Source organism: Streptococcus sp. SS-4456 (assembly GCF_036680365.1).
GTDB lineage: Bacteria > Bacillota > Bacilli > Lactobacillales > Streptococcaceae > Streptococcus.
In genome coordinates this window covers 1-22,492 of sequence record NZ_JAVIHI010000021.1, presented here as the reverse complement: position 1 = coordinate 22,492, position 22,492 = coordinate 1, and the positions used below count along the sequence as shown (strand labels likewise).

25 protein-coding genes are annotated in these 22,492 nt (G+C 45.2%); 22 read left to right on the top strand and 3 right to left on the bottom strand.

Features of this window, described 5'->3' with window-relative positions:
* Positions 1-22: 22 nt before the first annotated feature.
* Both RFK25_RS07110 and RFK25_RS07105 read left to right on the top strand, forming a co-directional pair.
* Positions 23-649 (top strand): GNAT family N-acetyltransferase, encoded by a 627-nt coding sequence (locus RFK25_RS07110; protein ID WP_332412584.1) that lies wholly within the window; start codon positions 23-25, stop codon positions 647-649.
* A complete protein-coding gene (locus tag RFK25_RS07105; protein WP_332412581.1) occupies positions 640-1,368 on the top strand; it encodes a pseudouridine synthase in 729 nt (242 codons plus the stop codon). The genes RFK25_RS07110 and RFK25_RS07105 overlap by 10 nt, the downstream gene beginning before the upstream one ends.
* A 41-nt stretch (positions 1,369-1,409) precedes the next feature.
* Here the strand turns inward: RFK25_RS07105 and RFK25_RS07100 are convergent, their stop codons facing one another.
* Entirely contained in the window at positions 1,410-1,991 is a 582-nt protein-coding gene (locus tag RFK25_RS07100; RefSeq protein ID WP_332412580.1) for a xanthine phosphoribosyltransferase, read from the bottom strand.
* Positions 1,992-2,207: 216 nt separating this feature from the next.
* Between RFK25_RS07100 and RFK25_RS07095 the strand changes: the two genes are divergently transcribed.
* The 15 genes from RFK25_RS07095 to RFK25_RS07025 all read left to right on the top strand — a co-directional run bounded on the left by RFK25_RS07095 (position 2,208) and on the right by RFK25_RS07025 (position 16,378).
* A complete protein-coding gene (locus RFK25_RS07095; RefSeq protein ID WP_332412578.1) occupies positions 2,208-3,515 on the top strand; it encodes a nucleobase:cation symporter-2 family protein in 1,308 nt (435 codons plus the stop codon).
* A gap of 252 nt (positions 3,516-3,767) precedes the next feature.
* The gene (locus tag RFK25_RS07090) at positions 3,768-4,217 is read left to right on the top strand and encodes a DUF3290 domain-containing protein (protein ID WP_222327767.1); all 450 of its coding nucleotides are present in this window, start codon (positions 3,768-3,770) and stop codon (positions 4,215-4,217) included.
* Between the two features lie 3 nt (positions 4,218-4,220).
* Positions 4,221-4,865, top strand: a complete 645-nt coding sequence (locus tag RFK25_RS07085) for a DUF421 domain-containing protein (RefSeq protein WP_332412573.1) — start codon at positions 4,221-4,223, stop codon at positions 4,863-4,865.
* 237 nt (positions 4,866-5,102) lie between these two features.
* A complete protein-coding gene (locus tag RFK25_RS07080) occupies positions 5,103-6,380 on the top strand; it encodes a uracil-xanthine permease family protein (protein WP_332412570.1) in 1,278 nt (425 codons plus the stop codon).
* Positions 6,381-6,575: 195 nt separating this feature from the next.
* Complete coding sequence (gene rpsO, locus RFK25_RS07075; protein ID WP_002938849.1) at positions 6,576-6,845, top strand: 30S ribosomal protein S15; 270 nt, start codon at positions 6,576-6,578, stop codon at positions 6,843-6,845.
* A 399-nt stretch (positions 6,846-7,244) separates the two neighbouring features.
* On the top strand, positions 7,245-9,461 hold the full coding sequence (gene pnp / locus RFK25_RS07070; RefSeq protein ID WP_332412567.1) for a polyribonucleotide nucleotidyltransferase: 2,217 nt from the start codon (positions 7,245-7,247) through the stop codon (positions 9,459-9,461).
* A gap of 232 nt (positions 9,462-9,693) precedes the next feature.
* Complete coding sequence (gene cysE, locus RFK25_RS07065) at positions 9,694-10,311, top strand: serine O-acetyltransferase (RefSeq protein ID WP_332412565.1); 618 nt, start codon at positions 9,694-9,696, stop codon at positions 10,309-10,311.
* Positions 10,312-10,366: 55 nt separating this feature from the next.
* Positions 10,367-11,227 carry a GNAT family N-acetyltransferase gene (locus tag RFK25_RS07060; RefSeq protein WP_332412563.1) on the top strand — a complete coding sequence of 287 codons (861 nt, stop codon included), beginning with the start codon at positions 10,367-10,369 and terminating at the stop codon, positions 11,225-11,227.
* A gap of 1 nt (position 11,228) precedes the next feature.
* Positions 11,229-12,002, top strand: a complete 774-nt coding sequence (locus RFK25_RS07055) for a nucleoside phosphorylase (RefSeq protein WP_332412561.1) — start codon at positions 11,229-11,231, stop codon at positions 12,000-12,002.
* Positions 11,996-12,181, top strand: coding sequence for a hypothetical protein (locus RFK25_RS07050; RefSeq protein ID WP_009910840.1), 186 nt, complete (start codon positions 11,996-11,998; stop codon positions 12,179-12,181). Before RFK25_RS07055 ends, RFK25_RS07050 begins: the two co-directional genes overlap by 7 nt.
* 10 nt (positions 12,182-12,191) lie before the next feature.
* Positions 12,192-13,535, top strand: coding sequence for a cysteine--tRNA ligase (gene cysS / locus RFK25_RS07045; RefSeq protein ID WP_332412559.1), 1,344 nt, complete (start codon positions 12,192-12,194; stop codon positions 13,533-13,535).
* Positions 13,528-13,926 (top strand): Mini-ribonuclease 3, encoded by a 399-nt coding sequence (locus RFK25_RS07040; protein WP_332412557.1) that lies wholly within the window; start codon positions 13,528-13,530, stop codon positions 13,924-13,926. The genes cysS and RFK25_RS07040 overlap by 8 nt, the downstream gene beginning before the upstream one ends.
* A 1-nt stretch (position 13,927) precedes the next feature.
* Positions 13,928-14,782, top strand: a complete 855-nt coding sequence (locus tag RFK25_RS07035; RefSeq protein ID WP_332412555.1) for a helix-turn-helix domain-containing protein — start codon at positions 13,928-13,930, stop codon at positions 14,780-14,782.
* A 109-nt stretch (positions 14,783-14,891) separates the two neighbouring features.
* Positions 14,892-16,022 carry an ABC transporter ATP-binding protein gene (locus tag RFK25_RS07030; protein WP_044677868.1) on the top strand — a complete coding sequence of 377 codons (1,131 nt, stop codon included), beginning with the start codon at positions 14,892-14,894 and terminating at the stop codon, positions 16,020-16,022.
* Positions 16,023-16,159: 137 nt separating this feature from the next.
* Complete coding sequence (locus tag RFK25_RS07025) at positions 16,160-16,378, top strand: hypothetical protein (protein WP_332412552.1); 219 nt, start codon at positions 16,160-16,162, stop codon at positions 16,376-16,378.
* On the opposite strand, the gene RFK25_RS07020 is transcribed toward RFK25_RS07025, so the two are convergent.
* Both RFK25_RS07020 and RFK25_RS07015 read right to left on the bottom strand, forming a co-directional pair.
* Entirely contained in the window at positions 16,375-17,343 is a 969-nt protein-coding gene (locus RFK25_RS07020) for an aromatic acid exporter family protein (RefSeq protein ID WP_332412550.1), read from the bottom strand. The genes RFK25_RS07025 and RFK25_RS07020 overlap by 4 nt on opposite strands.
* 74 nt (positions 17,344-17,417) lie before the next feature.
* On the bottom strand, positions 17,418-17,807 hold the full coding sequence (locus RFK25_RS07015; RefSeq protein ID WP_332412548.1) for a DUF1761 domain-containing protein: 390 nt from the start codon (positions 17,805-17,807) through the stop codon (positions 17,418-17,420).
* 192 nt (positions 17,808-17,999) lie between these two features.
* Here RFK25_RS07015 and RFK25_RS07010 point away from each other — a divergent pair, with 192 nt between their 5' ends.
* The 5 genes from RFK25_RS07010 (at position 18,000) to RFK25_RS06990 (ending at position 22,334) form a co-directional block, all read left to right on the top strand.
* Positions 18,000-19,211: a PASTA domain-containing protein gene (locus RFK25_RS07010; protein ID WP_332412546.1), complete on the top strand. Its 1,212-nt coding sequence runs from the start codon at positions 18,000-18,002 to the stop codon at positions 19,209-19,211.
* A 55-nt stretch (positions 19,212-19,266) separates the two neighbouring features.
* Complete coding sequence (gene rlmB, locus RFK25_RS07005; protein WP_024405302.1) at positions 19,267-19,995, top strand: 23S rRNA (guanosine(2251)-2'-O)-methyltransferase RlmB; 729 nt, start codon at positions 19,267-19,269, stop codon at positions 19,993-19,995.
* Entirely contained in the window at positions 19,996-20,517 is a 522-nt protein-coding gene (locus RFK25_RS07000; protein WP_332412541.1) for an NYN domain-containing protein, read from the top strand.
* Positions 20,514-21,374: a DegV family protein gene (locus tag RFK25_RS06995; RefSeq protein WP_332412539.1), complete on the top strand. Its 861-nt coding sequence runs from the start codon at positions 20,514-20,516 to the stop codon at positions 21,372-21,374. The genes RFK25_RS07000 and RFK25_RS06995 overlap by 4 nt, the downstream gene beginning before the upstream one ends.
* A gap of 66 nt (positions 21,375-21,440) precedes the next feature.
* Positions 21,441-22,334, top strand: coding sequence for a DUF7916 family protein (locus tag RFK25_RS06990; protein ID WP_332412537.1), 894 nt, complete (start codon positions 21,441-21,443; stop codon positions 22,332-22,334).
* Positions 22,335-22,492 lie beyond the last annotated feature (158 nt).

Sequence of the window (22,492 nt, the reverse complement as noted above, 5' to 3'; positions counted from 1 at the left end):
TCCCTTTTGGTATAATATTCTTATGTTAGAAAACAACCGCTTAAATGAATTAATACTCCGTTTTCCCGAGGATGTTCAGTTGATTTTTAAGGACATGATTCCCTCCTATCAGTTGGGCTATGTGGATTATGTTTATCAGACAGATAGTTACGCCACCCAAAACCGTCGGATTAAAAACTTGTCTAAAAATTTTCGGAAGATGGATTACTTTTATATCATGCCTCTGCCCCAAGACTTGGCACTCGAAATTGCTAACCAATGGCGCTATCAAGCCCCTTTGGATGCCTATACGATTAGTGCAAACCCCGAGACTTATGTGGAGATGATTTCACCAGAGGCGCGTGGGGACCGCTTTTTTGCAGTCATCCGCAATGCCGCCCTCATGGGCTATTTCTGTATGGACCAAGATGGCGAGACAGTTGACATTCGTTTGGGCATGAAACCTTCTTTGACAGGTCAGGGAAATGGCAGAGCTTTCTATCAGGCTATTGAAGACTATATAGTAGAGCATGTTCAACCAGCTAGTATCAAACTGACAGTTGTTAGCTCTCATCAAGCAGCTCAAGCCCTCTTTCCTGCTCTTGGATTTGCAGAAAGAGAAAAGCAAGCAGAATACATCAAAATGGAAAAGAAATTCGTATGCGATTAGATAAATTTTTAGTGGATTGTGGTGTTGGCAGTCGGACAGAAGTCAAGAAACTCCTGAAAACCAAGCAAGTCACAGTCAACGGCCAAGTAGAAACCTCCCCAAAACAGCAGATTGATGAAAAGTCAGACCAGATTGCAGTAGCAGGTCAGGTCTTGAGCCATGAAACCTTTGTTTACTATCTATTGAACAAGCCCAAGGGTGTGATTTCAGCCACGGAGGATGACCACCATCGGACTGTTTTGGATTTGCTAGATGATACAGCTCGCCAGAAGGAAGTTTTTCCAGTTGGACGCTTGGACATCGATACCCATGGCTTGCTCCTCTTGACCAATAACGGTCAGCTGGCTCATGCCATGCTTTCTCCGAAAAAACATGTTGATAAACTCTACCGTGCACAGGTTGACGGGATCATGACCCAAGAGGATGTCGAACGATTTGTGGCAGGAATTGAACTGAAAGACTTTACCTGTCAACCAGCCCAGTTGTCCATCCTCTCTACAGATGAAGCTAAGCAGACCTCGCTCGTTGATATCACCATCCGAGAAGGGAAATTTCACCAGGTCAAACGCATGGTGCAGGCCTGTGGAAAGACGGTGACAGACTTGCAACGATTGACCATGGGGCCTCTTCGCTTAGATCCAAAATTAGCGCTTGGAGAATATCGCAGGTTGGCTGCTGCCGAATTAAAGCAATTAGAAGTCTTTGGTGTGGAATTATAGATAAATAGAAGAGACTTGCTCCCGATTGGAAGCAAGTCCTTTTAAATATCCGCAGCTGTAAAAACAACCTGTCCATCTTGGAATTTTTCAATACGAGCGAGAGAAGTAACAGGGACACCTGCATCCAGTAAGAGCTGGCGACCATCTTGGAAGGACTTTTCGATGATGATACCAACCCCAGCCACTTGCGCCCCAGCCTGTTGGATAATATCAATCAAGCCTTTTGCTGCTTGTCCATTGGCCAAAAAGTCATCAACGATTAGAACACGGTCCTCTGGTGACAAAAACTTACTAGCAATAGAAACGGTGCTAGTAACTTGCTTGGTAAAGGAATAGACTTCAGCGGTCAAAATGCCTTCGGTCATAGTAATATTTTTATGCTTTTTAGCAAAAATCATCGGCACATCTAGACTTTCTGCAACATAGACGGCTGGTGCAATACCTGAGGCTTCGATTGTGACAACCTTGGTAATTTCTTTAGAGCGATAGGCATCTGCCAAGACCTGCCCCATTTCTTTCATCAATCGAAAATCAACCTGATGGGTCAAGAATGAGTCAACTTTTAAGATGTTTTTTCCTAATACCTGACCATCTTTTAAAATGCGTTCTTCCAAAGCTTTCATGGTTATTTTCTCCTCCAAATGCTACTTTTGTGTATTATAGCATTTTTCTGCCAAAATCAAAACAATAAACGAATTTTTGGATTGAAATATTATACATATTGATGAAATTTATCAAAAAACACGAACATTATTTGTTTGTTGTAGCAGAATGTATTGAAAATGATTGTATTTTCTGATAGACTAATACCATTATTTAGGAATAAAGAAGGAGAAATCATGTCTCAGAAAATAACAAATGAACATTCTTCGGATATGCTCTATGGAATTGATGAACAACCACCAAAAGGGATGGCTGTGTTGCTTGCTTTTCAGCATATTTTAGCAGCTTTTGCAGGAATCATCGCGGTGCCTCTTGTCGTTGCAAGTGCCTTGGGCTTGTCAGTTGAAGATACTTCAATTATGGTATCAGCCTCTATCTTTGTTGCTGGTATTGCTACCATTTTGCAATCTAAAGGTGTTGGACCAGTAGGTTCACGTGTCTCTGGTATGATGGGGACGGACTTTACCTTTGCCAATCCAGCTATCAGCGTTGGTAGTCAGTTGGGAATTGCTGGTATCGTCGGTGCGACCATTGCGGGTTCATTTGTTGAAATCATTTTGAGTCGATTTGTCAAACCCTTGATGCGTTTCTTTCCGCCATTGATTACAGGGACTGTTGTATCCCTCATTGGTATCACCCTTATGCCAGTAAGTATGGACTGGGCAGCTGGTGGAGTTGGCGCAGCAGACTATGCTTCAGTTGAAAATATCGGTATTGCCTTTATCGTCTTGGTCTTCACCCTAGCATTGAATCACTATGGAAAAGGCATGCTAAAAACAGCCTCTGTCTTCTTTGGGATGGTTTTTGGATATGTCCTCTGTATTTTGCTTGGAAAAGTAGATATGTCTGCTGTTGGAGAGGCAGCCTGGTTTGCTCTTCCTAAAATTTTCCATTACGGTGTAAAGTTTGACCTATCTTCAATTCTAGCCTTCATTCCAGCCTATGTCGTATCCTTGATCGGTACAGTCGGAATTATGATGGCCATTGGAGAAGCCTCTAACCAGAAGATTTCTTCTGAGCGGGCAGCAAACGGTGTGTTAGCAGATGGTGTTGGTTCCTTGATTGCCGGTGTTTTTGGTGCTGGTCCAAATACAGCCTTCTCACAAAACGTTGGATTGATCACCTTGACAAAAGTTGCTAGTCGTCATGTCATGATTCTAGCCGGTATTATCTTGACTTTACTTGGCGTCTTTCCAAAATTATCTGCCTTGATTTCCATCATGCCTCAGCCTGTTCTTGGGGGTGTTGGGATTATCATGTTCGGTTTGGTTGCTGCCCAAGGGATTAAGACTCTTGCAACGGTTAAAATCGGTGACCGTGAGCTCTTGATTATTTCCATTGCCTTTGCGCTTGGTATCGGTGTGACGGTACGTCCAGAGTTGTTAAGTCATCTTCCATCAGCTCTTCAAATGGTCTTCTCATCAGGTATTTCAACAGGAACCCTGGCAGCGCTTGTATTGAATCTTGTCTTGAAGGAAAAATAAGATTTCAGATTGAAGAAAAAGTCCATTCTGGATTATTTTCTTCAATCTTTTTTGCTGAGCTGGAAATTTAATGTGCGCATAAATATTTTAACACAATGACTCCTAAGAGTTTAATTTTTGTCGTCTGATTGATATGGTTTTATGAGCAGGCAGAAATTTTCTGTCAGTTTTCTCTTGTCTCAAGCCCGCTATTTTGATGAAAAAGTCTGCTATAATGGAAAAATCATATACTGGGAAGGGACTATTAGTTGCATGAACTTTTATGATTTAGATTACATTATTCAGAATCAATCTTTCAATCTCGTTTTGCGGTCTATCATACTGATTGGTTTGCTGATTGTGGCGACGGCGACGGTGCTTTGCTATATGAGAAATCGTCTCAACACTCGCTTGCGAGACATCAGTATTGGTATGGTGATTTTAATGTTCATTATCTTGGGTATTCAGATTGAAGACTATATGCAAAATAACCAAGACTTTACACAGTCTCAGGTATTAACACAATTTATCAAAAGTGTTGCCATTGATAATCATGTGTCGGAGAAAGAGGTCTATGTCAATTCAACCACTCTCAAGGACGGCATCATCGTGCGGTACAATGAGGAAAATTACACAGTAAACCTCAATAGTGATAACAATTCCTACACCTTGGTTCGTACGCACGTCATTGACCATAATGTTTATATCAACGGGGAGAAGTAGAATATGGATTTGTATGTATTAGTAGCTTGTAAATTTATTATTGGGATTTTTGTGATGATTTTGCAGATTAATATTCTAGGAAAGTATGAGTTTTCTGCCAACACGCCCCTCAATCAAATTCAAAACTATGTCCTCGGTGGGATTATTGGTGGGGTTATTTACAATAGTACCATTTCCCTACTGACTTTTATCATTGTCCTCTTAATCTGGTCCTTGGTGGTCATTGTCGTGAAATTACTGGTCAATCAAAAGTGGATTAAGTCTTTGGTGGTGGGAAATCCGGTCGTTCTGGTGAAGAACGGTCAGGTCAATGTCGAAAATTGTACCCGTGTCGGTCTGTCGGCTGACCAGCTCATGCTCCATATTCGCATGGCTGGTTTACAGTCAACTAGAGATATTAAAAGTGCCATTATGGAGCCAAATGGTAGCTTGACAATTTTGGATAAACATTCTCAGAATCCTAAGTTTCCTCTTATCAGCAATACCCATATCAACGAAGATGTGCTGGATTTGATTGGGAAAAATCAGGGTTGGCTGCAAGAACAATTGGAACGGGAAGGCTATCAAGTCAAAGATGTTTTCCTGGCAGAATACCTTGACGGACAGGTCTATATCACGCCTTATGTGGAGAAGGAATCGGATAAATAGCAGTAATCACCTGGCAGCATAGAACTCGCTCCCCCGCTCTGCTATTTTCCCGAACGAGGCCGAAAAAATCTCGAAAAATTCTTGCCAATATGAAGGGCTTGTGCTACAATACCAAAAGCGTAGGTTTTTAAACTCATCCCGTGAGGTGAGAAAGACAACAGGATAATTCATTAAGGGCCTATGACTATGTATATTTAGAAAGTCTGGGTCTTTTTGTGTACCCAGAATGGGAGATTTATGAGTACAAAAGCCAATCTTTTGTTTGATGTCCATGAGAAACCAGCCCCGCTTCAAGGGATTTTGTTGAGTTTCCAGCACGTGTTCGCTATGTTTGGTGCGACAATCTTAGTGCCACTGATTCTCGGTATGCCAGTTTCCGTGGCTCTCTTCGCATCAGGTGTCGGAACCTTGATTTACCAAGTAGCGACCCAGTTCAAGGTGCCGGTTTACCTAGGCTCTTCTTTCGCCTATATCTCAGCTATGGCGCTTGCTATCAAGGAAATGGGCGGTGATGTGTCAGCTGCACAGACAGGTATTCTCTTCGTCGGTTTGATTTACGTGCTGATTGCGGCTCTGGTCAAAGTGATCGGGACTAAGTGGATTGATACCCTCTTGCCACCAGTTGTTATCGGTCCGATGATTATTGTTATCGGTCTGGGTCTTGCCAACTCTGCCGTGACTTCGGCAGGCTTTGTCGCAGACGGTGACTGGAGAAATGTCGTAGCGGCTATTGCAACCTTCTTGATTGCGGCTTTTGTAAATACCAAAGGGAAAGGCTTCGCCAAGATTGTTCCTTTCTTGATTGCCATCGTCGGTGGTTATGTGATTGCTATCTTCCTCGGGCTAGTTGACTTTACACCTGTTCTGGAAGCAGCTTGGTTTGAATTGCCAGGTTTCTACCTACCATTTGAAACAGGTGCTTTCAAATCCTACAATTTTTACTTCGGTCCAGAAATGATTGCCATCTTGCCAATCGCAGTGGTGACCATCGCAGAGCATATCGGAGACCACACGGTTCTAAGCCAAATCTGTGGCCGCCAGTTCTTGAAGGATCCAGGTCTCAGCCGTACCTTGATTGGTGACGGTGTGGCGACTGCCGTATCAGCCTTTATCGGCGGACCTGCCAACACGACCTACGGTGAAAATACTGGGGTTATCGGTATGACCCGCATCGCATCAGTGTCCGTTATCCGTAACGCAGCCCTGATTGCCATTGCCTTCTCATTCTTGGGCAAATTTACCGCCCTTATCTCCACTATTCCAAGTGCCGTTCTTGGTGGTATGTCTATCTTGCTCTACGGCGTTATCGCCTCAAACGGTTTGAAAGTCTTGATTGAAAGCCGTGTTGACTTTGGGCAAGTCCGCAACCTGATTATCGCAAGTTCTATGTTGGTCTTGGGCCTCGGTGGTGCAGTGCTTAACATCGGTGCTATCACCCTGTCAGGAACAGCCCTCTCAGCCATTGTCGGTATCGTTCTTAACCTCATTTTGCCAAAGGCGGAAAAGTCAGAATAAGGTAAAGTGAAAGTCAGCAAAAGCTGGCTTTTTTTGAAAATAGCAGAGCTATTCAGCTAGTTTTCAAATCAGTTGACAAAAAAGACAATCCTTGATACAATAAATGAGGTCCAGAAGGACAAATCTAGCTTTTTCTTGGTTACAGGTCGCCAACCTGTCACTCGGATTAGGCTCAAAAACAAAGGAGAATATATCATGGCAATCTCAAAAGAGAAAAAAAATGAAATCATGGCACAATATGCTCGTCATGAAGGCGACACAGGTTCAGTTGAAGTACAAGTAGCAGTACTTACTTGGGAAATCAACCACCTTAACGACCACATCAAACAACACAAAAAAGACCACGCAACTTACCGTGGTTTGATGAAAAAAATCGGTCGCCGTCGTAACTTGTTGGCATACCTACGCCGCACAGACGTAAACCGTTACCGTGAATTGATTCACTCACTCGGACTCCGTCGTTAATCAAGATACGAGAACGCAAAAAAATCCGTATGAAAATAGGAGATTGTCACAGCGACTCGTCGCAAAGCAATCTATCTTTTTCACTAGGATTTACGTTCGAGTTCAATTCAGCAAGAGCCTGTTTTTCAGGTTCTTTTTTGTTTTTTCATTTTCTTGTTTCCGAGTTTTTAGGCTGTGTAAGGTATTGATTTCTGCTTCAATTTCTCTTTTTTGAGTTACTCATTCGTTTTTCATCTTATTTTAGCAGAAATTGCTTTCTCAATTTCCCACATTTTCCTTCAAATATGATAAAATATGAGGTATGCGTGGTTTTGTGCAAAAGAGAGTGAAACAAGCTTGTTTGATTGTCTTTTGTAGAAAACGCGCAAGAAAAATTTCAGAAAAAATAGGAGACAATTCATGTCAAAACAAGTATTTGAAACGGTTTTTGCTGGCAAAAAATTGGTCGTTGAAACTGGCCAGGTTGCCAAACAAGCCAACGGTGCGGTTGTTGTTCGCTATGGTGACTCCACAGTCTTGACTGCGGCGGTTATGTCCAAAAAAATGGCGACGGGAGACTTCTTCCCCCTCCAAGTCAACTATGAAGAGAAGATGTACGCTGCAGGGAAATTCCCAGGTGGCTGGATGAAGCGTGAAGGCCGTCCGTCAACTGATGCGACCTTGACAGCTCGTTTGATTGACCGTCCGATTCGTCCAATGTTTGCGGAAGGCTTCCGAAATGAAGTCCAAGTCATTAACACAGTGCTTTCTTACGATCCAGATGCTTCTGCTCCAATGGCAGCCATGTTTGGTTCTTCATTGGCATTGGCAATCTCAGATATTCCTTTCAACGGTCCAATCGCAGGTGTCCAGGTCGGCTATGTCAACGGTGAGCTCGTCATCAACCCTGACAAGGCTCAGTTGGAAGAGTCTCTCCTTGACTTGACCGTGGCTGGTAACAAGGACGCCATCAACATGGTTGAGTCTGGTGCCAAAGAATTGTCAGAAGACATCATGTTGGAAGCCCTCTTGAAAGGTCATGCGGCCATTCAAGAACTCCTTGACTTCCAAAATCAAATCGTGGCAGCAGTCGGCAAGGAAAAAGCAGATGTGGAGCTCCTTCAAGTGGACCCAGAATTGCAGGCTGAGATTGTTGCAGCTTACAATGACGATTTGAAAAAAGCGGTGCAGGTTGAAGAAAAATTGGCCCGTGAAGATGCTACCAATGCCGTGCGTGAAACCGTCATCGCAGCCTACGAAGAAAAATACGCTGAACACGAAGAATTTGACCGCATCATACGTGACGTTCATGAAATCTTGGAACTCATGGAGCACGCAGAGGTTCGTCGTTTGATTACAGAAGATAAGGTCCGCCCAGACGGTCGCCGTGTGGATGAGATTCGTCCGCTGGATGCAGAAGTGGACTTCTTGCCAAACGTTCATGGCTCAGGCCTCTTTACCCGTGGTCAAACGCAAGCACTTTCTGTCTTGACCTTGGCACCAATGGGTGAAACCCAAATCATCGATGGTTTGGATGATGAGTACAAGAAACGCTTCTTGCACCACTATAACTTCCCACAATACTCAGTGGGATCAACTGGTCGTTACGGTGCACCAGGTCGTCGTGAAATTGGTCACGGAGCCCTTGGTGAGCGTGCTCTTGAGCAAGTCTTGCCTAGCTTGGAAGACTTCCCTTACGCTATCCGCTTGGTAGCAGAAGTTTTGGAATCAAACGGTTCTTCATCACAGGCTTCTATCACAGCTGGTACCCTTGCCCTCATGGCAGGTGGTGTGCCAATCAAGGCACCAGTTGCAGGTATTGCTATGGGTCTGATTTCAGACGGTACCAACTACACCGTCTTGACCGATATCCAAGGTCTTGAGGACCACTTTGGCGACATGGATTTCAAGGTGGCTGGTACCCGTGACGGTATCACAGCCCTTCAAATGGACATCAAGATTGACGGTATCACACCGCAAATCTTGGAAGAAGCCTTGGCACAGGCTAAGAAAGCTCGTTTTGAAATCCTCGATGTGATTGAAGCAACTATCCCAGAAGTTCGTCCTGATTTGGCACCAACTGCACCGAAGATTGATACCATCAAGATTGATGTAGACAAGATTAAGATTGTCATCGGTAAGGGTGGCGAAACTATTGATAAGATTATTGCAGAAACTGGCGTGAAAATCGATATTGACGAAGATGGTCTTGTGGCTATCTTCTCACCAGATCGCGATGCGATTGAACGGACCAAGGAAATCATTGCAGGTCTTGTTCGTGAAGCAAAAGTGGACGAAGTCTTCCAAGCAAAAGTGGTTCGTTTGGAGAAATTCGGTGCCTTTGTCAACCTCTTTGACAAGACTGATGCTCTGGTCCACGTTTCTGAAATGGCTTGGACCCGTGTCAATAAACCAGAAGATTTGGTTGAAATCGGCGATATTGTCGATGTTAAAGTTATCAAGATTGATGATAAAGGACGTATTGACGCTTCTATGAAGGCTCTTCTTCCGAAACCAGAAGGCTATGTAGAGCCAGAAAAACGCGAGCGTTCAGACAAACCACGCCGTTATAAAGACCACAAAGAGAAAAAAGATAACAACTTTGGCGAATTCAAATTCCACAAAGTAGAGAAATAGGCGGTAAGTCCAAAATCTATGATTTTTTAGACTTGGTTTGACGAAAACTTTGTTTTCTATATTTCCCGCTTCAAATAGTTCACTGAACTATTCGAACCGTCAGGGCAAGAGAGTTCAAAAACTGACAAAGTCAGTGTATTAGAACTCAGATGCCTACGACGCAATATATGTAAAATGATGAAAACATCTAGGACTGACTGTCCCAGATGTTTTCTCACTAAAAGGAGTGACTATGGGTTGGTGGAAAGAAACCATTGAAATTGTGAAAGAAAAAGATCCGGCGGCACGGACCAGCTTGGAAGTCCTTTTGACCTACCCTGGTGTCAAGGCCTTGGCTGCCCACCGGATTTCCCACTTCATGTGGAGGAAAGGTTTCAGGCTACTGGCTCGGATGCACAGCCAGTTCTGGCGTTTTTGGACCAATATTGAGATACATCCGGGTGCGGAAATTGCTTCAGGGGTCTTCATTGACCACGGTGCAGGCCTAGTTATCGGAGAAACTGCCATTATCGAGTCGGGGGTCATGCTCTACCACGGGGTGACTCTGGGAGGTACTGGTAAGGATTGCGGTAAACGCCACCCGACCGTTCGAAAAGGAGCTCTGGTTTCTGCCCACGCTCAAGTTATTGGTCCTATTGAGATTGGGGAAAATGCTAAAGTGGGTGCAGCTGCCGTTGTTCTAGCCGATGTTCCAGCAGATGTGACAGTCGTCGGTATGCCTGCCAAAATCGTCCGTGTCCACGGTAAGAAAGATGAAAAAGTCATTCATGACATGGAAGGTGGTCGTGAACACTACACCACCAAACTGGCAGAGCTGAGAGAGGCTAGCCATCGTTCGTCGCATTTGTAGGAAAGCCACATATGGTAAGTCCTATGTGAGTTAGCCATAGAGAGGAAAAATAAGCATGATAACAGCAACTAATGTCCTAAATCCCCAGCAGTTGTCCGCAGCAAAAACTCTGATAAGCACTGTACAATCCCATGACGGGACCTATCGTGCCCCTTACCTGTCAAATATGCTCAACTTTGACCCTGAAATGCCAGCTTTTTTCTTGGCTTATCAAGGCGAACAGTTGGTGGGGCTCTTGACTGTGTATGCCGATGATGAGGATGTGGAGCTTGCGATTATCGTGCACCCAGACTACCGCAGACAGGGTCTGGCACGCAAGCTCTATGATTGCTACCTGACGAAGACGGCTAACTATCCTATCGCTAGTGTGACCTTTCAGACCGAACGTGTCTTTCTTGATAAGCACCCAGACCTTGCGACAGCATGGAACTTGGTAGAAGATACGGATACTGAGACATGGCTGGGACGTGAGCGAGAGCCTTATCAGTTCTCACAACAGGCTGAACTCACAGTAAGTTTGGCACAGGCTTACCATGCAGATGACATTGCACGTTTTCAGACAAAGGTCTTTGATAGCGACTATGAGGTGGCTCTTCGTTACGCACGTGAGGCTATCGCTGATGCGGACAGCTTGCTTTACCTTTTGGAACATAGCGGAGCGGTTATAGGCTCTTGCACAGTAGATATATCGACCGATGATAACTATCTTTACGGTTTAGCTATCGCACCAGACCAGCAACAAAAAGGTTACGGTACTTACTTAGTCAAAGCTGTCATCAATGACCTTATCACGAAAAACGACAAACCTTTTCAAATCGCTGTCGAAGATGATAACCTCATCGCTAAGCGGCTGTATGAAAATATCGGTTTTACAAAGCAGACACAAGTGGTCTACTTAGACCCGAAAGAAGGTTGAGATGCTATTAGAAGAATTTGAAAACACCTCTGCAGTTATTGAACCAACGAACAAAGCTATCCGTGGTGGCGGAGAGGTATGTGACACCATGATTTTCTCCTTCAATGGGGAAATCGTGGACCGAGTAAGTCAGCTAGCTGAGAGCAGAGAAGGTGGTCATCTTCAGACATTAAATGGTCGTCATCCTTGGTATATTTTGGAGAGCGATGGACTGCAGGTTGCGGTCATGTTGGCAGGAATAGGTGCTCCAATGGCAGTTGGTCATCTGGAAGAGCTGAGAGCCTGTGGTTTTGAAAATTTTATCGTTCTTGGCTCTTGTGGGGTGCTGGATAAGTCGCTTGCTGCGGATAAGATTATCCTTCCTAGCTCTGCTCTTCGGGATGAGGGAACTAGCTACCACTACGCTCCTGCCAGCGAGGAAATCAGCTATGACCCTGCTTCTCTATTGACCATGGAAAAGGCCTTGGACCAAGCAGGAATCGAACACGTGCGGGCTAAGACCTGGACCACGGACGCTTTCTTTCGGGAAACAGCTGCCAAGGTCAAGCGTCGCCTAGCTGCTGGTGCCATGGTGGTCGATATGGAAGCTTCTGCTATCATGGCCTGGGCAAACTTTCGTCAGGCCAAGGTCTATCAATTTTTCTACACGGCAGACTATGTGGACCACCACAAGAATGAATGGGATGCCCGTCGAGAGGAACGGACGGCTGACAGCATGACCTTCTTTGAAGTGGCCATGGCGATTGCAAGAAAATTAGAAAGTAGATCATGTTAAAAAAATTAGTAAGACAAAACTGGCCTTATGTGTTGACCGCCATTGCTGGGACAATCATGTTTATCCTTAAATTTTCTCAAGGAAGCTGGCAGGTAGGGATGATTTGGTTGGCCGCGACAGCTTATTGGCTAGTAAAATTGTATCAAAAGTATCAAGTCCTAAAGAATACTCAGAAGTAATGGAGAAACTATGATAAAAATTTACGATACCATGACTCGCAGTCTGCGTGACTTTGTGCCCTTGGAAGAGGGTAAGGTCAAGATGTATGTTTGCGGTCCAACGGTTTACAACTATATCCATATCGGTAATGCCCGTAGTGTCGTGGCTTTTGATACCATCCGCCGCTATTTTGAATACCGTGGCTTTGATGTAGCTTACATTTCTAACTTTACGGATGTGGATGACAAGATTATCAAGGCTGCTAATGAAGCTGGTATGACAACCAAGGAACTTTCTGATAAGTTTATCGTAGCTTTCAAGGAAGATGTGGCAAAACTGGGTGTCAAACCAGCTACCAAAAACCCTCGTGTCATCGACTACATGGATGAAATCATTGATTTTGTGCAGGTCTTGATTGACAAGGGTTACGCCTATGAAGCGGCTGGTGATGTTTATTTCCGTGTGGAAAAGGCTGAAAACTACGCCCGATTGGCCAATAAAACCCTATCTGACTTAGAGGCTGGTGCTTCTGGTCGGGTTGAGGGAGAAGGTCAACTCAAGGAGCATCCTTTTGATTTTGCCCTTTGGAAATCTGCTAAACCGGGTGAAGTATCTTGGGAAAGCCCTTGGGGAGCAGGTCGTCCAGGTTGGCATATCGAGTGTTCGGTTATGGCGACAGAGATTTTGGGAGCTACCATTGACATTCACGGTGGCGGTGCGGACTTGGAATTCCCTCACCATACCAATGAGATTGCCCAGTCTGAGTGCAAAACAGGTCAAACCTTTGCCAACTACTGGATGCACAATGCTATGCTCAATATCAACGATGAGAAGATGTCCAAGTCCTTGGGCAATTTCCTGACAGCCCATGATATGTTGGAACAAATTGACGGTCAGGTCTTGCGCTTCTTCCTATCGACCCAGCACTACCGCCGTCCACTCAACTACACTGAGAAGGCTATTTCAGATGCGGAAATCAATCTCAAATATCTGAAAAATACTTATACACAACCTGTGCAAAACTCTGTGGATAAGTCAGCTCTTGAATTACATCTGGTGGCCTTTGAAGCAGCCATGGATGATGACTTTAATGCGGCAAATGGCATTACGGCTATCTTTGACTTTGCCAAATGGATCAACTCAGGCAACTATGATGAAACTGTAAAAGAAGCCTTTGGCAAGATGCTCGCTGTCTTTGGTATTGTCTTTGAAGAAGAAGTTTTGGACAGCGAGATCGAAGCCTTGATAGCAGAACGTCAAGCAGCGCGTGCCAATCGGGACTTTGCGACGGCTGACCGGATTCGTGATGAATTAGCGGCTCAGGGCATCAAACTTTTGGATACCAAGGATGGTGTGAGGTGGACACGTGACTAAGGTAGTAGATGTCAATCTCATCAATGGAATTGCCCTGGCTTTTGAAGGGGATGCTGTCTACTCCATGTATATCAGACGGCACTTGATTTTTAAGGGGCTGACCAAGCCTAACAAATTGCATGGAGAGGCCAACAAATACGTTTCCGCAAAGGCACAGGCAAGTCTGGTCTCCGCCCTCTTAGAAGCTCAGCTATTGACCGAAAAAGAGGAAGAAATCTACAAGCGGGGACGCAACACCAACAGTCACACCAAGGCCAAGAATGCGGACGTGGTGACCTATCGGATGTCCACAGGCTTTGAGGCTGTCTTGGGATACCTGCACATGACTGATCAGATTGAGCGCCTGGATGAACTGGTGGGCTGGTGTATTGACAAAATAGAAAGGGGATAAGATGGACGAAAAGGAACTTGTAAGCTGGTTTCCGCAGGCAAAGTTGTCACAAGTAGAGGGTGAATGCTCACTTCAATTGGGCGACGGATCTTATCTGGACTTGTCTGATGCAGACTTGACGGATCGGGAAGGCTACCTTTTGTCCTTGCTATCTCATCCTCGAAAGCAGGTCCAGTCAAGTCCCTGGCAGTCTTATCTACAAGGTCAGGGAAGGATTCCTCAGACAGTTGAGACCATTCAATTTATCCATATCCACCTTTGGTCGCAAAAAGAGGCCCAGCTGGATGCCTGGCAGGCCATGATGACCGACCTCCTGCCCAGTCAACTGGCTCAGGTGCAGCTGACACCTCAAGATTATCTCATTGTATTGGAGCAGGGCACCTGGATGGATCATCAGACCGTTTTGCAGGACACCCTATCGGCCTTGGAGTTTGACTTTGGCTTGCGGTTGACCCTCTTTGTTGGGCAGGTCTGGCCCAAACACGTTGCAGACCACTGGCCTCGACTCTATCAAGCAGAAGTACAACTCTTTGCTCACTGGCGGGCACGCTACCAGCAGTCAACCGTCCTCTCCTTTAGTCAACTCTTTCTTTGGGGACAAGGCAGAGCAGGCTTAGAATTTAGCCTGATAAAAGCCAGTATGCTAGAGCTGATAGATCAGCAAGATATGCAGGCTATCATTCTAGCCCTGTGGACAGAAGGAGCTGTTGTTACCAAGGCTGCTCAGGTCCTCTATATCCACCGCAATACTCTCCAATATCGTTTGGAAAAATGGCAGGATTTGACGGGACTCCAATTAAAAGACCTGACTGACTTGAGTTTCTGCTATCAAGTATTATTAGATAGACAATTTTGATATTTTGTGCAACTTGCACAGAATATCTTTTTTCTTTTGGTCAACTTGACATAGAAAAATAAAGCGTTTTCATTTACAATAAAACCATCAAAGAAAGCGAGGATTGAACATGGTTCAATTGAATTTAAAAAATATCTATAAAAAATACCCAAACAGCGAGCACTACTCTGTTGAAGATTTCAACCTGGACATCAAGGACAAGGAATTTATCGTATTCGTAGGTCCTTCAGGATGTGGTAAGTCAACAACTCTTCGTATGATTGCTGGTTTGGAAGATATCACAGAAGGGGAAGCTTACATCGACGGCGTTCTCATGAATGATGTGGCTCCAAAAGACCGCGATATTGCCATGGTCTTCCAGAACTATGCCCTTTACCCACACATGACTGTATTTGACAATATGGCCTTTGGTTTGAAATTGCGTAAATACAGCAAGGACGAAATCAAAAAACGTGTAGAAGAAGCTGCTCAAATCCTTGGTTTGACAGAATTCTTGGAACGCAAACCAGCAGACCTTTCAGGTGGACAACGCCAACGTGTTGCCATGGGACGTGCTATTGTCCGTGATGCCAAAGTATTCTTGATGGATGAGCCTTTGTCAAACTTGGATGCCAAATTGCGTGTGTCCATGCGTACCGAGATTGCCAAAATCCACCGCCGTATCGGTGCAACAACCATCTACGTAACCCACGACCAAACAGAAGCTATGACCTTGGCAGACCGTATCGTTATCATGTCTGCAACTAAAAACCCAGCAGGTACAGGTACAATCGGCCGTATCGAGCAAATCGGTAGCCCAGAAGAGCTCTACAACCGCCCAGTTAACAAGTTTGTTGCTAGCTTCATCGGTAGCCCAGCTATGAACTTCTTTACAGTAACACTTCAAGACGGTGTACTTGCTGGTGATGGCTTCAAGGTAGCTCTTCCAGAAGGTCGTCGCAAGCACTTGGAAGAAAAAGGATACAATGGCAAATCATTTACCCTCGGTATCCGTCCAGAAGACATCAAGGCTTCTCAGTTGGAATTGGACACTTATCCATCTTCAATCGTAGAAGCAGAAGTAGTTGTATCGGAGCTTCTCGGTGCAGAAACCATGCTTTACTCTAAGGTTGGAAACACTGAATTCGTATCTCGCGTTGATGCACGCGACTACCACAACCCAGGAGATAAAGTTCGCTTGACCTTCAACCTCAACAAAGCTCATTTCTTTGATGATGAAACAAGCAAGGCGATTGTCTAACCATTCTAAAATCGTTCATAAAACACCTGACCGCTAGATGAAAATCTGGCGGTTTTTTGGGGTTGAGAACACATAAATACTTGCTTTTTTATTAAATTCTATATAATAAATGTAGAAAACACTTACAGGAGGTTCTTATGAAGGCACTATTGAAAAAAATTCGTATAACGGCTCTTTATATTTTGCTTTATAATCTCATTTTAATCCTCTCCATTTGGCTAGGAAAGGTATCTTCCAAGGAAGAATTTATGATTGCAGTTGCAGGGAATGCGGTCATGATGGGCCTATCTTTCGTGCATTTGCACAACCAAGTATCAGATGAATTTCATGGAAAAATAGAAGAACCGTCGGTTTAAACTGACGGTTCTTGGTCTTTATAGACTTCGTAAAAATCAACCTTGAGGCGAATAAAAGCCTCCATATCGTGTAGGAGTTGGAAGAGGGTGGCACGGGTTTCAAATTCTTCCCTGGTTTGCGGTAGAGGTCGCTCGCGGAAGGTGGCATGGAAGAGTTCGATGTCCAGGAGCAGTTCCTTGGCAGAATTTTCTCGGCTCAGTTGCTGGGCTGCTCGCTCAAAGAGGCTGGACAGGATGACATTTTCTCTGCCTTCCAGTAAACATTTGTTGATATTTTCTGCCATGGTCCGCAGGATTTTGTTTTGTGCGGCCCGCATTTCAAAGTAATGGACCTGGTAGTTGGTCTGCTGGAAGAGCTGGTTGTGGCGGTCCAGATAGACGACCTTCAGGGCCTCATCTAAGGTCTTATCCAGCTGCGTAATCAATTCAGCCTCGTTTCGTCCGTCGCCGTTAAGTAGAAAGGCTTCAAAGCGAAGGAGAATCTGCTTGAGCAGGTCTTCGACTTGGTCGTGATAGGCCTGGATTTTCTTTTCTTGCGAGGGCATATAGAGGTTAAACAGGAGTGCCAGTCCTGCCCCAATCAGAAAAAGCGCCAGCTCATTTACCAAAAAAGCCAGCGAAATATCCTGCTCCAGCAAGAGATGGGTGACGAGGACGGTCGATGGGGCGATGCCAGCCTCCCAGTTGAAACGGTAGGCCAGAGGGACATAGAGGGCCAGGTAGATGCCCAGGGTCCAGATGCCGAAGCCGAAGAGAGCGAAGGTCAGGACAGCTATGGTCAGGGCCAGCAGGGTGGAAAAGAGGCGATCGCGAGCCATTTTGAAGCTGGACTTGCGGGTGTCGAGGACGCTGAGAATGGCGATGATGCCTGCTGCTGTCGCATAAGATAAGCCTAGGGCGGTCGCTAGGTAGATAGCTAGAACGGTGGCAAAAATCAGTTTAATCGTTCGGAGGGAGAGGGACATGGTGGCTCCTTTGGTCTTAATCTCTTTCTATTGTACCATAAAACAAAACCCTCCTAAGGCTAGGAGGGTTGATCTTATGCAAATAGAGCTAGGATACCAACTACTAGGTAGCAGACCAGCTTGTAGCTTTCGTTGATGAGGATGAGGTTGATAGGGCGTTGCTCAAAGACGTAGTTTTTCAATGAAGCAAGGACTGCAATCACGCCCATACCGCCAGCTGCGTGTAGGGGAGAGATGCCGAGGGTTTTGATGAAGAAGATGGCGATGATAGCAGTCAAGACTTCAATGACTAAGGAAATGATCATTTCCTTCTGACCATTTTTTCCAGCCTGACGATCTGCTTCTACCTTAGCCATGTCAATGCCTGAAGCCTTGATCCAAGCGTCGCGGAAAATCAAACCATACCACAAACCACCGATAGCAAAGGCAATCAGTCCCGCCACAATTCCAAATACAAGTGTCATATATTCTCCTTTTGTGTCCGCTTGTACGGACAAGTAATAGGTATCAGAATATCATAGGCTTTGCTATTTGTCAAAAGTTAGATTGAAACGGGGTGAAAATGAGGATTGACAAATTTAGGTGTTATGCTATACTAAAATAAAATAGATTTTGTTTATGGATAATAACCAATATTTTATGAGGAGATGATTATTATGGATCAATGGATGCGAGATTTTGAAGAGCGGCAGAGACATGATGAATTGAAGCAAAAAATGGATGCTCAAACCTCTGCTATGAACTCTCAAGCAATAGCACTTCAAAAACAAAATAACATTTTGCAAAAAGAGCATGAGCGTCAAATTGAAAAAGAATTTAAGGACAGAATTTTTCAATTACGATTGCATTTAGCACAGGTTACGGATGAGAGTCAACGATTTGTCATCCAGCAAATGCTCAGCGAAGCTGAGGAAGATTATGAGAATTATCAAAGAGAGCAAGCTGAGAAACGTTTGGCAGACGCAAAAAGACGAAAGATATGGCTAATCATTTCAAGTGTTGTGGCTGTGTTAGGAATGGCTGGTTTATATTTTGTCTACCAAGATATTTCTCAAGTTACAGTACCTGAATTATATGGTGTTGAGCTATCTGAAGCTAAGGATTTACTGTATGAAGAGGGGTTAAAGGTCGGGACAATAACAGAAGTTGGTGGACAGTCGGTTCAGCCTGGGAATGTCTCAATGTCTTCTCCAAGTGGAGGAAATAAGGTAAAGAGAGGAAGTTCAGTCAATCTAGTTGTTGCAGAAGATACAGATGAAACGATTGTGGTTGAAGAGAGCTCGACTAGCGAAGTATCAACTAGCAAGACTGCTGGAAGTTCGCAAGCTTCTAGCCAGTCTCAGGTAGGTAGCGCCGTTCAATTGTTTACTGTGGATATTAAAAAACAAGGACTGGTTATTCGTCAGGAACCTAGTTTATCTGGAGAAGTTGTGACCAATATAGAACCTGGAATGTACACGATAGTTGAGACGACTCAAAAGGAAGGACATAGTTGGGGCAGATTAAAGTCAGGACAGGGTTGGATTTCGTTGACAGATTTGCATAATCCTGTACCGCAGGTTGATACCAAAAACTTAACGACAGATCAGGTAAAAGCTTGGATCATGGATGATTTATTTAGCCGTAGCGTCATGATTGAAAAGTATCGAAAAGACCAGGTTGTCATAAGTGTTCGTATGGCTGAGGATGGTTTAGTTTATGCAGATGTAACTGTACCATCAGACCCTAATTTTGAACCACGAGATTGGAGTTATCGGATCAATAGTCGTGGGGAGTTAGAGGCAAGCGAATATGACACAGATCCGGAACAAGGGGGTGTCAACTGGTATGTTGCCCAACATTATTATTTGGAAAACAGTGTGAACTAAGAAAGCTGAGAAATTCTCGGCTTTTTCCTTTTCAAAAATATGCTATAATAAAACCATGGAACATAATGATATCGTATATGGCGTACATGCTGTGGTGGAAAGTTTGGAGGCCAACACCGGCAACAAACTCTACATTCAGGATGATTTACGCGGAAAAAATGTAGAAAAAATAAAGGCGCTAGCGGCAGAGAAAAAGGTGTCGATTTCTTGGACGCCCAAGAAGACCCTGTCTGACATGACAGAAGGTGCGGTCCACCAAGGCTTTGTCCTGCGGGTCTCTGAGTTCGCCTATGCGGACCTGTCGGTGATTTTGGAAAAGGCAGAGCGGGAAGACAATCCCCTCATTCTCATCTTGGACGGTCTGACAGACCCCCACAACTTCGGCTCGATTTTGCGGACAGCAGATGCCACTCAGGTTGCAGGCATCATCATTCCCAAGCACCGAGCAGTTGGGGTGACGCCTGTTGTGGCTAAGACCTCCACAGGTGCGGTGGCCCATGTCCCAATCGCCCGAGTGACCAATCTCAGCCAAACCCTAGACAAACTCAAGGAGGCTGGTTTCTGGGTATTTGGTACGGATATGAACGGAACCCCAAGCCACAAGTGGAATACAGCTGGCAAGCTAGCCCTTATTATCGGCAACGAAGGCAAGGGCATCTCCAGCAATATCAAAAAGCAGGTCGATGAGATGATTACCATTCCCATGAAAGGGCATGTCCAATCCCTCAACGCCAGTGTGGCAGCCGCTGTGCTCATGTACGAAGTATTTCGGAAGAAAATCTAAATGAAAGAAAAAGTTCTCATCGTAGATGGCTACAATATGATTGCTTTTTGGCAATCGACCAAGCAGGATTTTAAAAAGGGAGACTTGGATGCGGCCAGAACGACCTTGCTTCGAACCCTGTCTCATTATGCAGCTTTTGAACAGATCGAGGTCATTTGTGTCTTTGATGCCCACCATGTGCCAGGCCTTCGCCAGCAGTATGACGAATTCAAGGTATCGGTCATTTTTACAGATGAGGAAGAGGCGGCAGATAGCTACATTGAACGGCTTAGTGCCCAGCTCAATAGTGACCGTCGTAAGCAGGTTTCCGTCGCAACCAGCGACCTCAATGAACAATGGGTGGTCTTTTCACAAGGTGCCTTAAGGGTTTCGGCGCGTGAGTTGGAGGAGAGAACCAGGGTTATCAAGAAGGATTTGGACAAGTTTGTGGACCAGGTAGAACTCTACACTCCGCGCCTCAATCCCTGGTCAGATGGGAATTTTCAAGCTTTAAAAGAAATGATGGAGGAAATGAAAGAGTGACATTTACAATCGTAACCGATTCGACATCGGATTTGCCAATCAGCTGGGTCCAAGAAAATGATGTGACCGTGCTTGGTTTGACCATTAACCTAGACGGCGTAACCTATGAAACCGTTGGGGAAAACCGCTTGACCTCAGCGGATCTGCTGGATAAAATGGCGACTGGAGGCCTTCCGACAACCAGTCAGGTCAATGTTGGTCAGTTTGAAGAAGTTTTTGAAGCGGCAGTCAAGGAAGGCAAAGAGGTGCTTTACCTAGCCTTTTCATCTGCTCTTTCAGGAACCTATCAGAGTGGAATTATTGCACGCGATATGGTCTTGGACAATTATCCTGATGCTGTTATCGAAATTGTAGATACTAAGGCGGCGGCTATTGGTGAAGGGTACTTGGTTATTCAAGCAGATCAAGCGCGTGCAACGGGTAAGTCATTAGCTGAAACTAAGGCGCTCATCGAGGACTTGGTCCCACGCCTACGGACCTATCTATTGGTCGACGACCTCAACCATTTGGTGCGTGGTGGCCGCCTGTCCAAGGCAGCAGCTCTCATTGGAGGATTGGTCAATATCAAACCTCTTCTTGCTCTCAATGCGGAAGGGAAGTTAGAAGCCATTGCCAAAATCCGTGGCCGTAAAAAAGGGATTAAGGAAATGCTAAACCTGACCTTGGACGGTTTGGATCATTCCACGGTCATGGTGGCCTATACAGGTGATTTAGAGGCTGCTGAAGCCATCAAAGCGACCTTGTTGGAAGATAGCCGTGTGACCGATGTTCTCTTGACTGAGTTGGGTCCGATCATTGCTACCCATACAGGGACAGGGGTGCTAGCTATCCTATCCATCAATAAGAAAGAGAGATAATCTCTTTTCTTTATCTAACAAAAGAAAGCGATTACAAACTTTATACCTATCATTGTGGAGGTTCTTATGAAACGTTTATTGTCATGCTATGCTAGTGATATGGTGGGAGCGACCAAGGAGGAGCTCAAGCAGTCCATTTTATCCAGCGAAGGTCGGATTATCATGGGAGAAACGGTGGTCACAGCGGCTCCCTTGATTGCAGGGGTGACCAATGCGGAGATGATGGCTGCTTTTGGTTGCGACCTCTTGGTGCTCAATGAATTGGATGTCTTTCATCCGGAGATTGTTGATTTTTACGACTGCGATAATCCTATCGCTGAAATCAAGCGGTTGACGGGTCGATTGGTTGGGATTAACTTGGAGCCTGTGGATACTAGTCAGGAAGTCCAAGACCAGCAGGTTTTTCTCAAACCGGGTCGTCAGGTTAGTCCAGAAAGTCTGCGACAGGCCCAAGCCCTTGGCGTAGATTTTATCATGCTGACAGGTAATCCTGCTACGGGTGTGTCTATGGCTACAATCCGCTCTGCTATTGGCCTTGCCAAAGAACACTTTGAAGGCCTCATCTTTGCAGGAAAAATGCACGGTGCAGGTCTGGGAGAGTCGGTCGAGGACAGCCAAGCCTTGCTGGACTTTGTGGAGCTGGGGGCAGACGGTGTCCTCATACCAGCGGTCGGAACAGTACCGGGTGTGCGTGAGGAGATTGTGGCACCAATCATTAGTCAGGTCAAGGCGCGTGGGGCTTTGGTTATTTCGACTATCGGGACCAGTCAAGAGAGTGCGGACAGCCAGACGGTGCGGGAGTTTGGGCTCAGCAACAAGCGGGTGGGCTCGGATATTCACCATATCGGAGATGGGGGCTACGGTCGGATGCCAGACCCTGAAAATATCTTGGCCTTGTCCCTGGCGGTCAGAGGCAAGCGGCACACCTATTTCAAAATGGGGCAATCGGTGAGGAGATAGGATTTGGTATCGTTTTTCAGCTGTAACTGTTCGATTTTTCTATCCTTTCTTTAGGTTGAAGAAAAAATCGCACGTTGTCAAGTCAAGTGCAACAAGTTCATTGATAACTAGAGTTCCAGAGGTTAAGTTGTTTGGGCTAGCCCAAACAGGAATTTTGA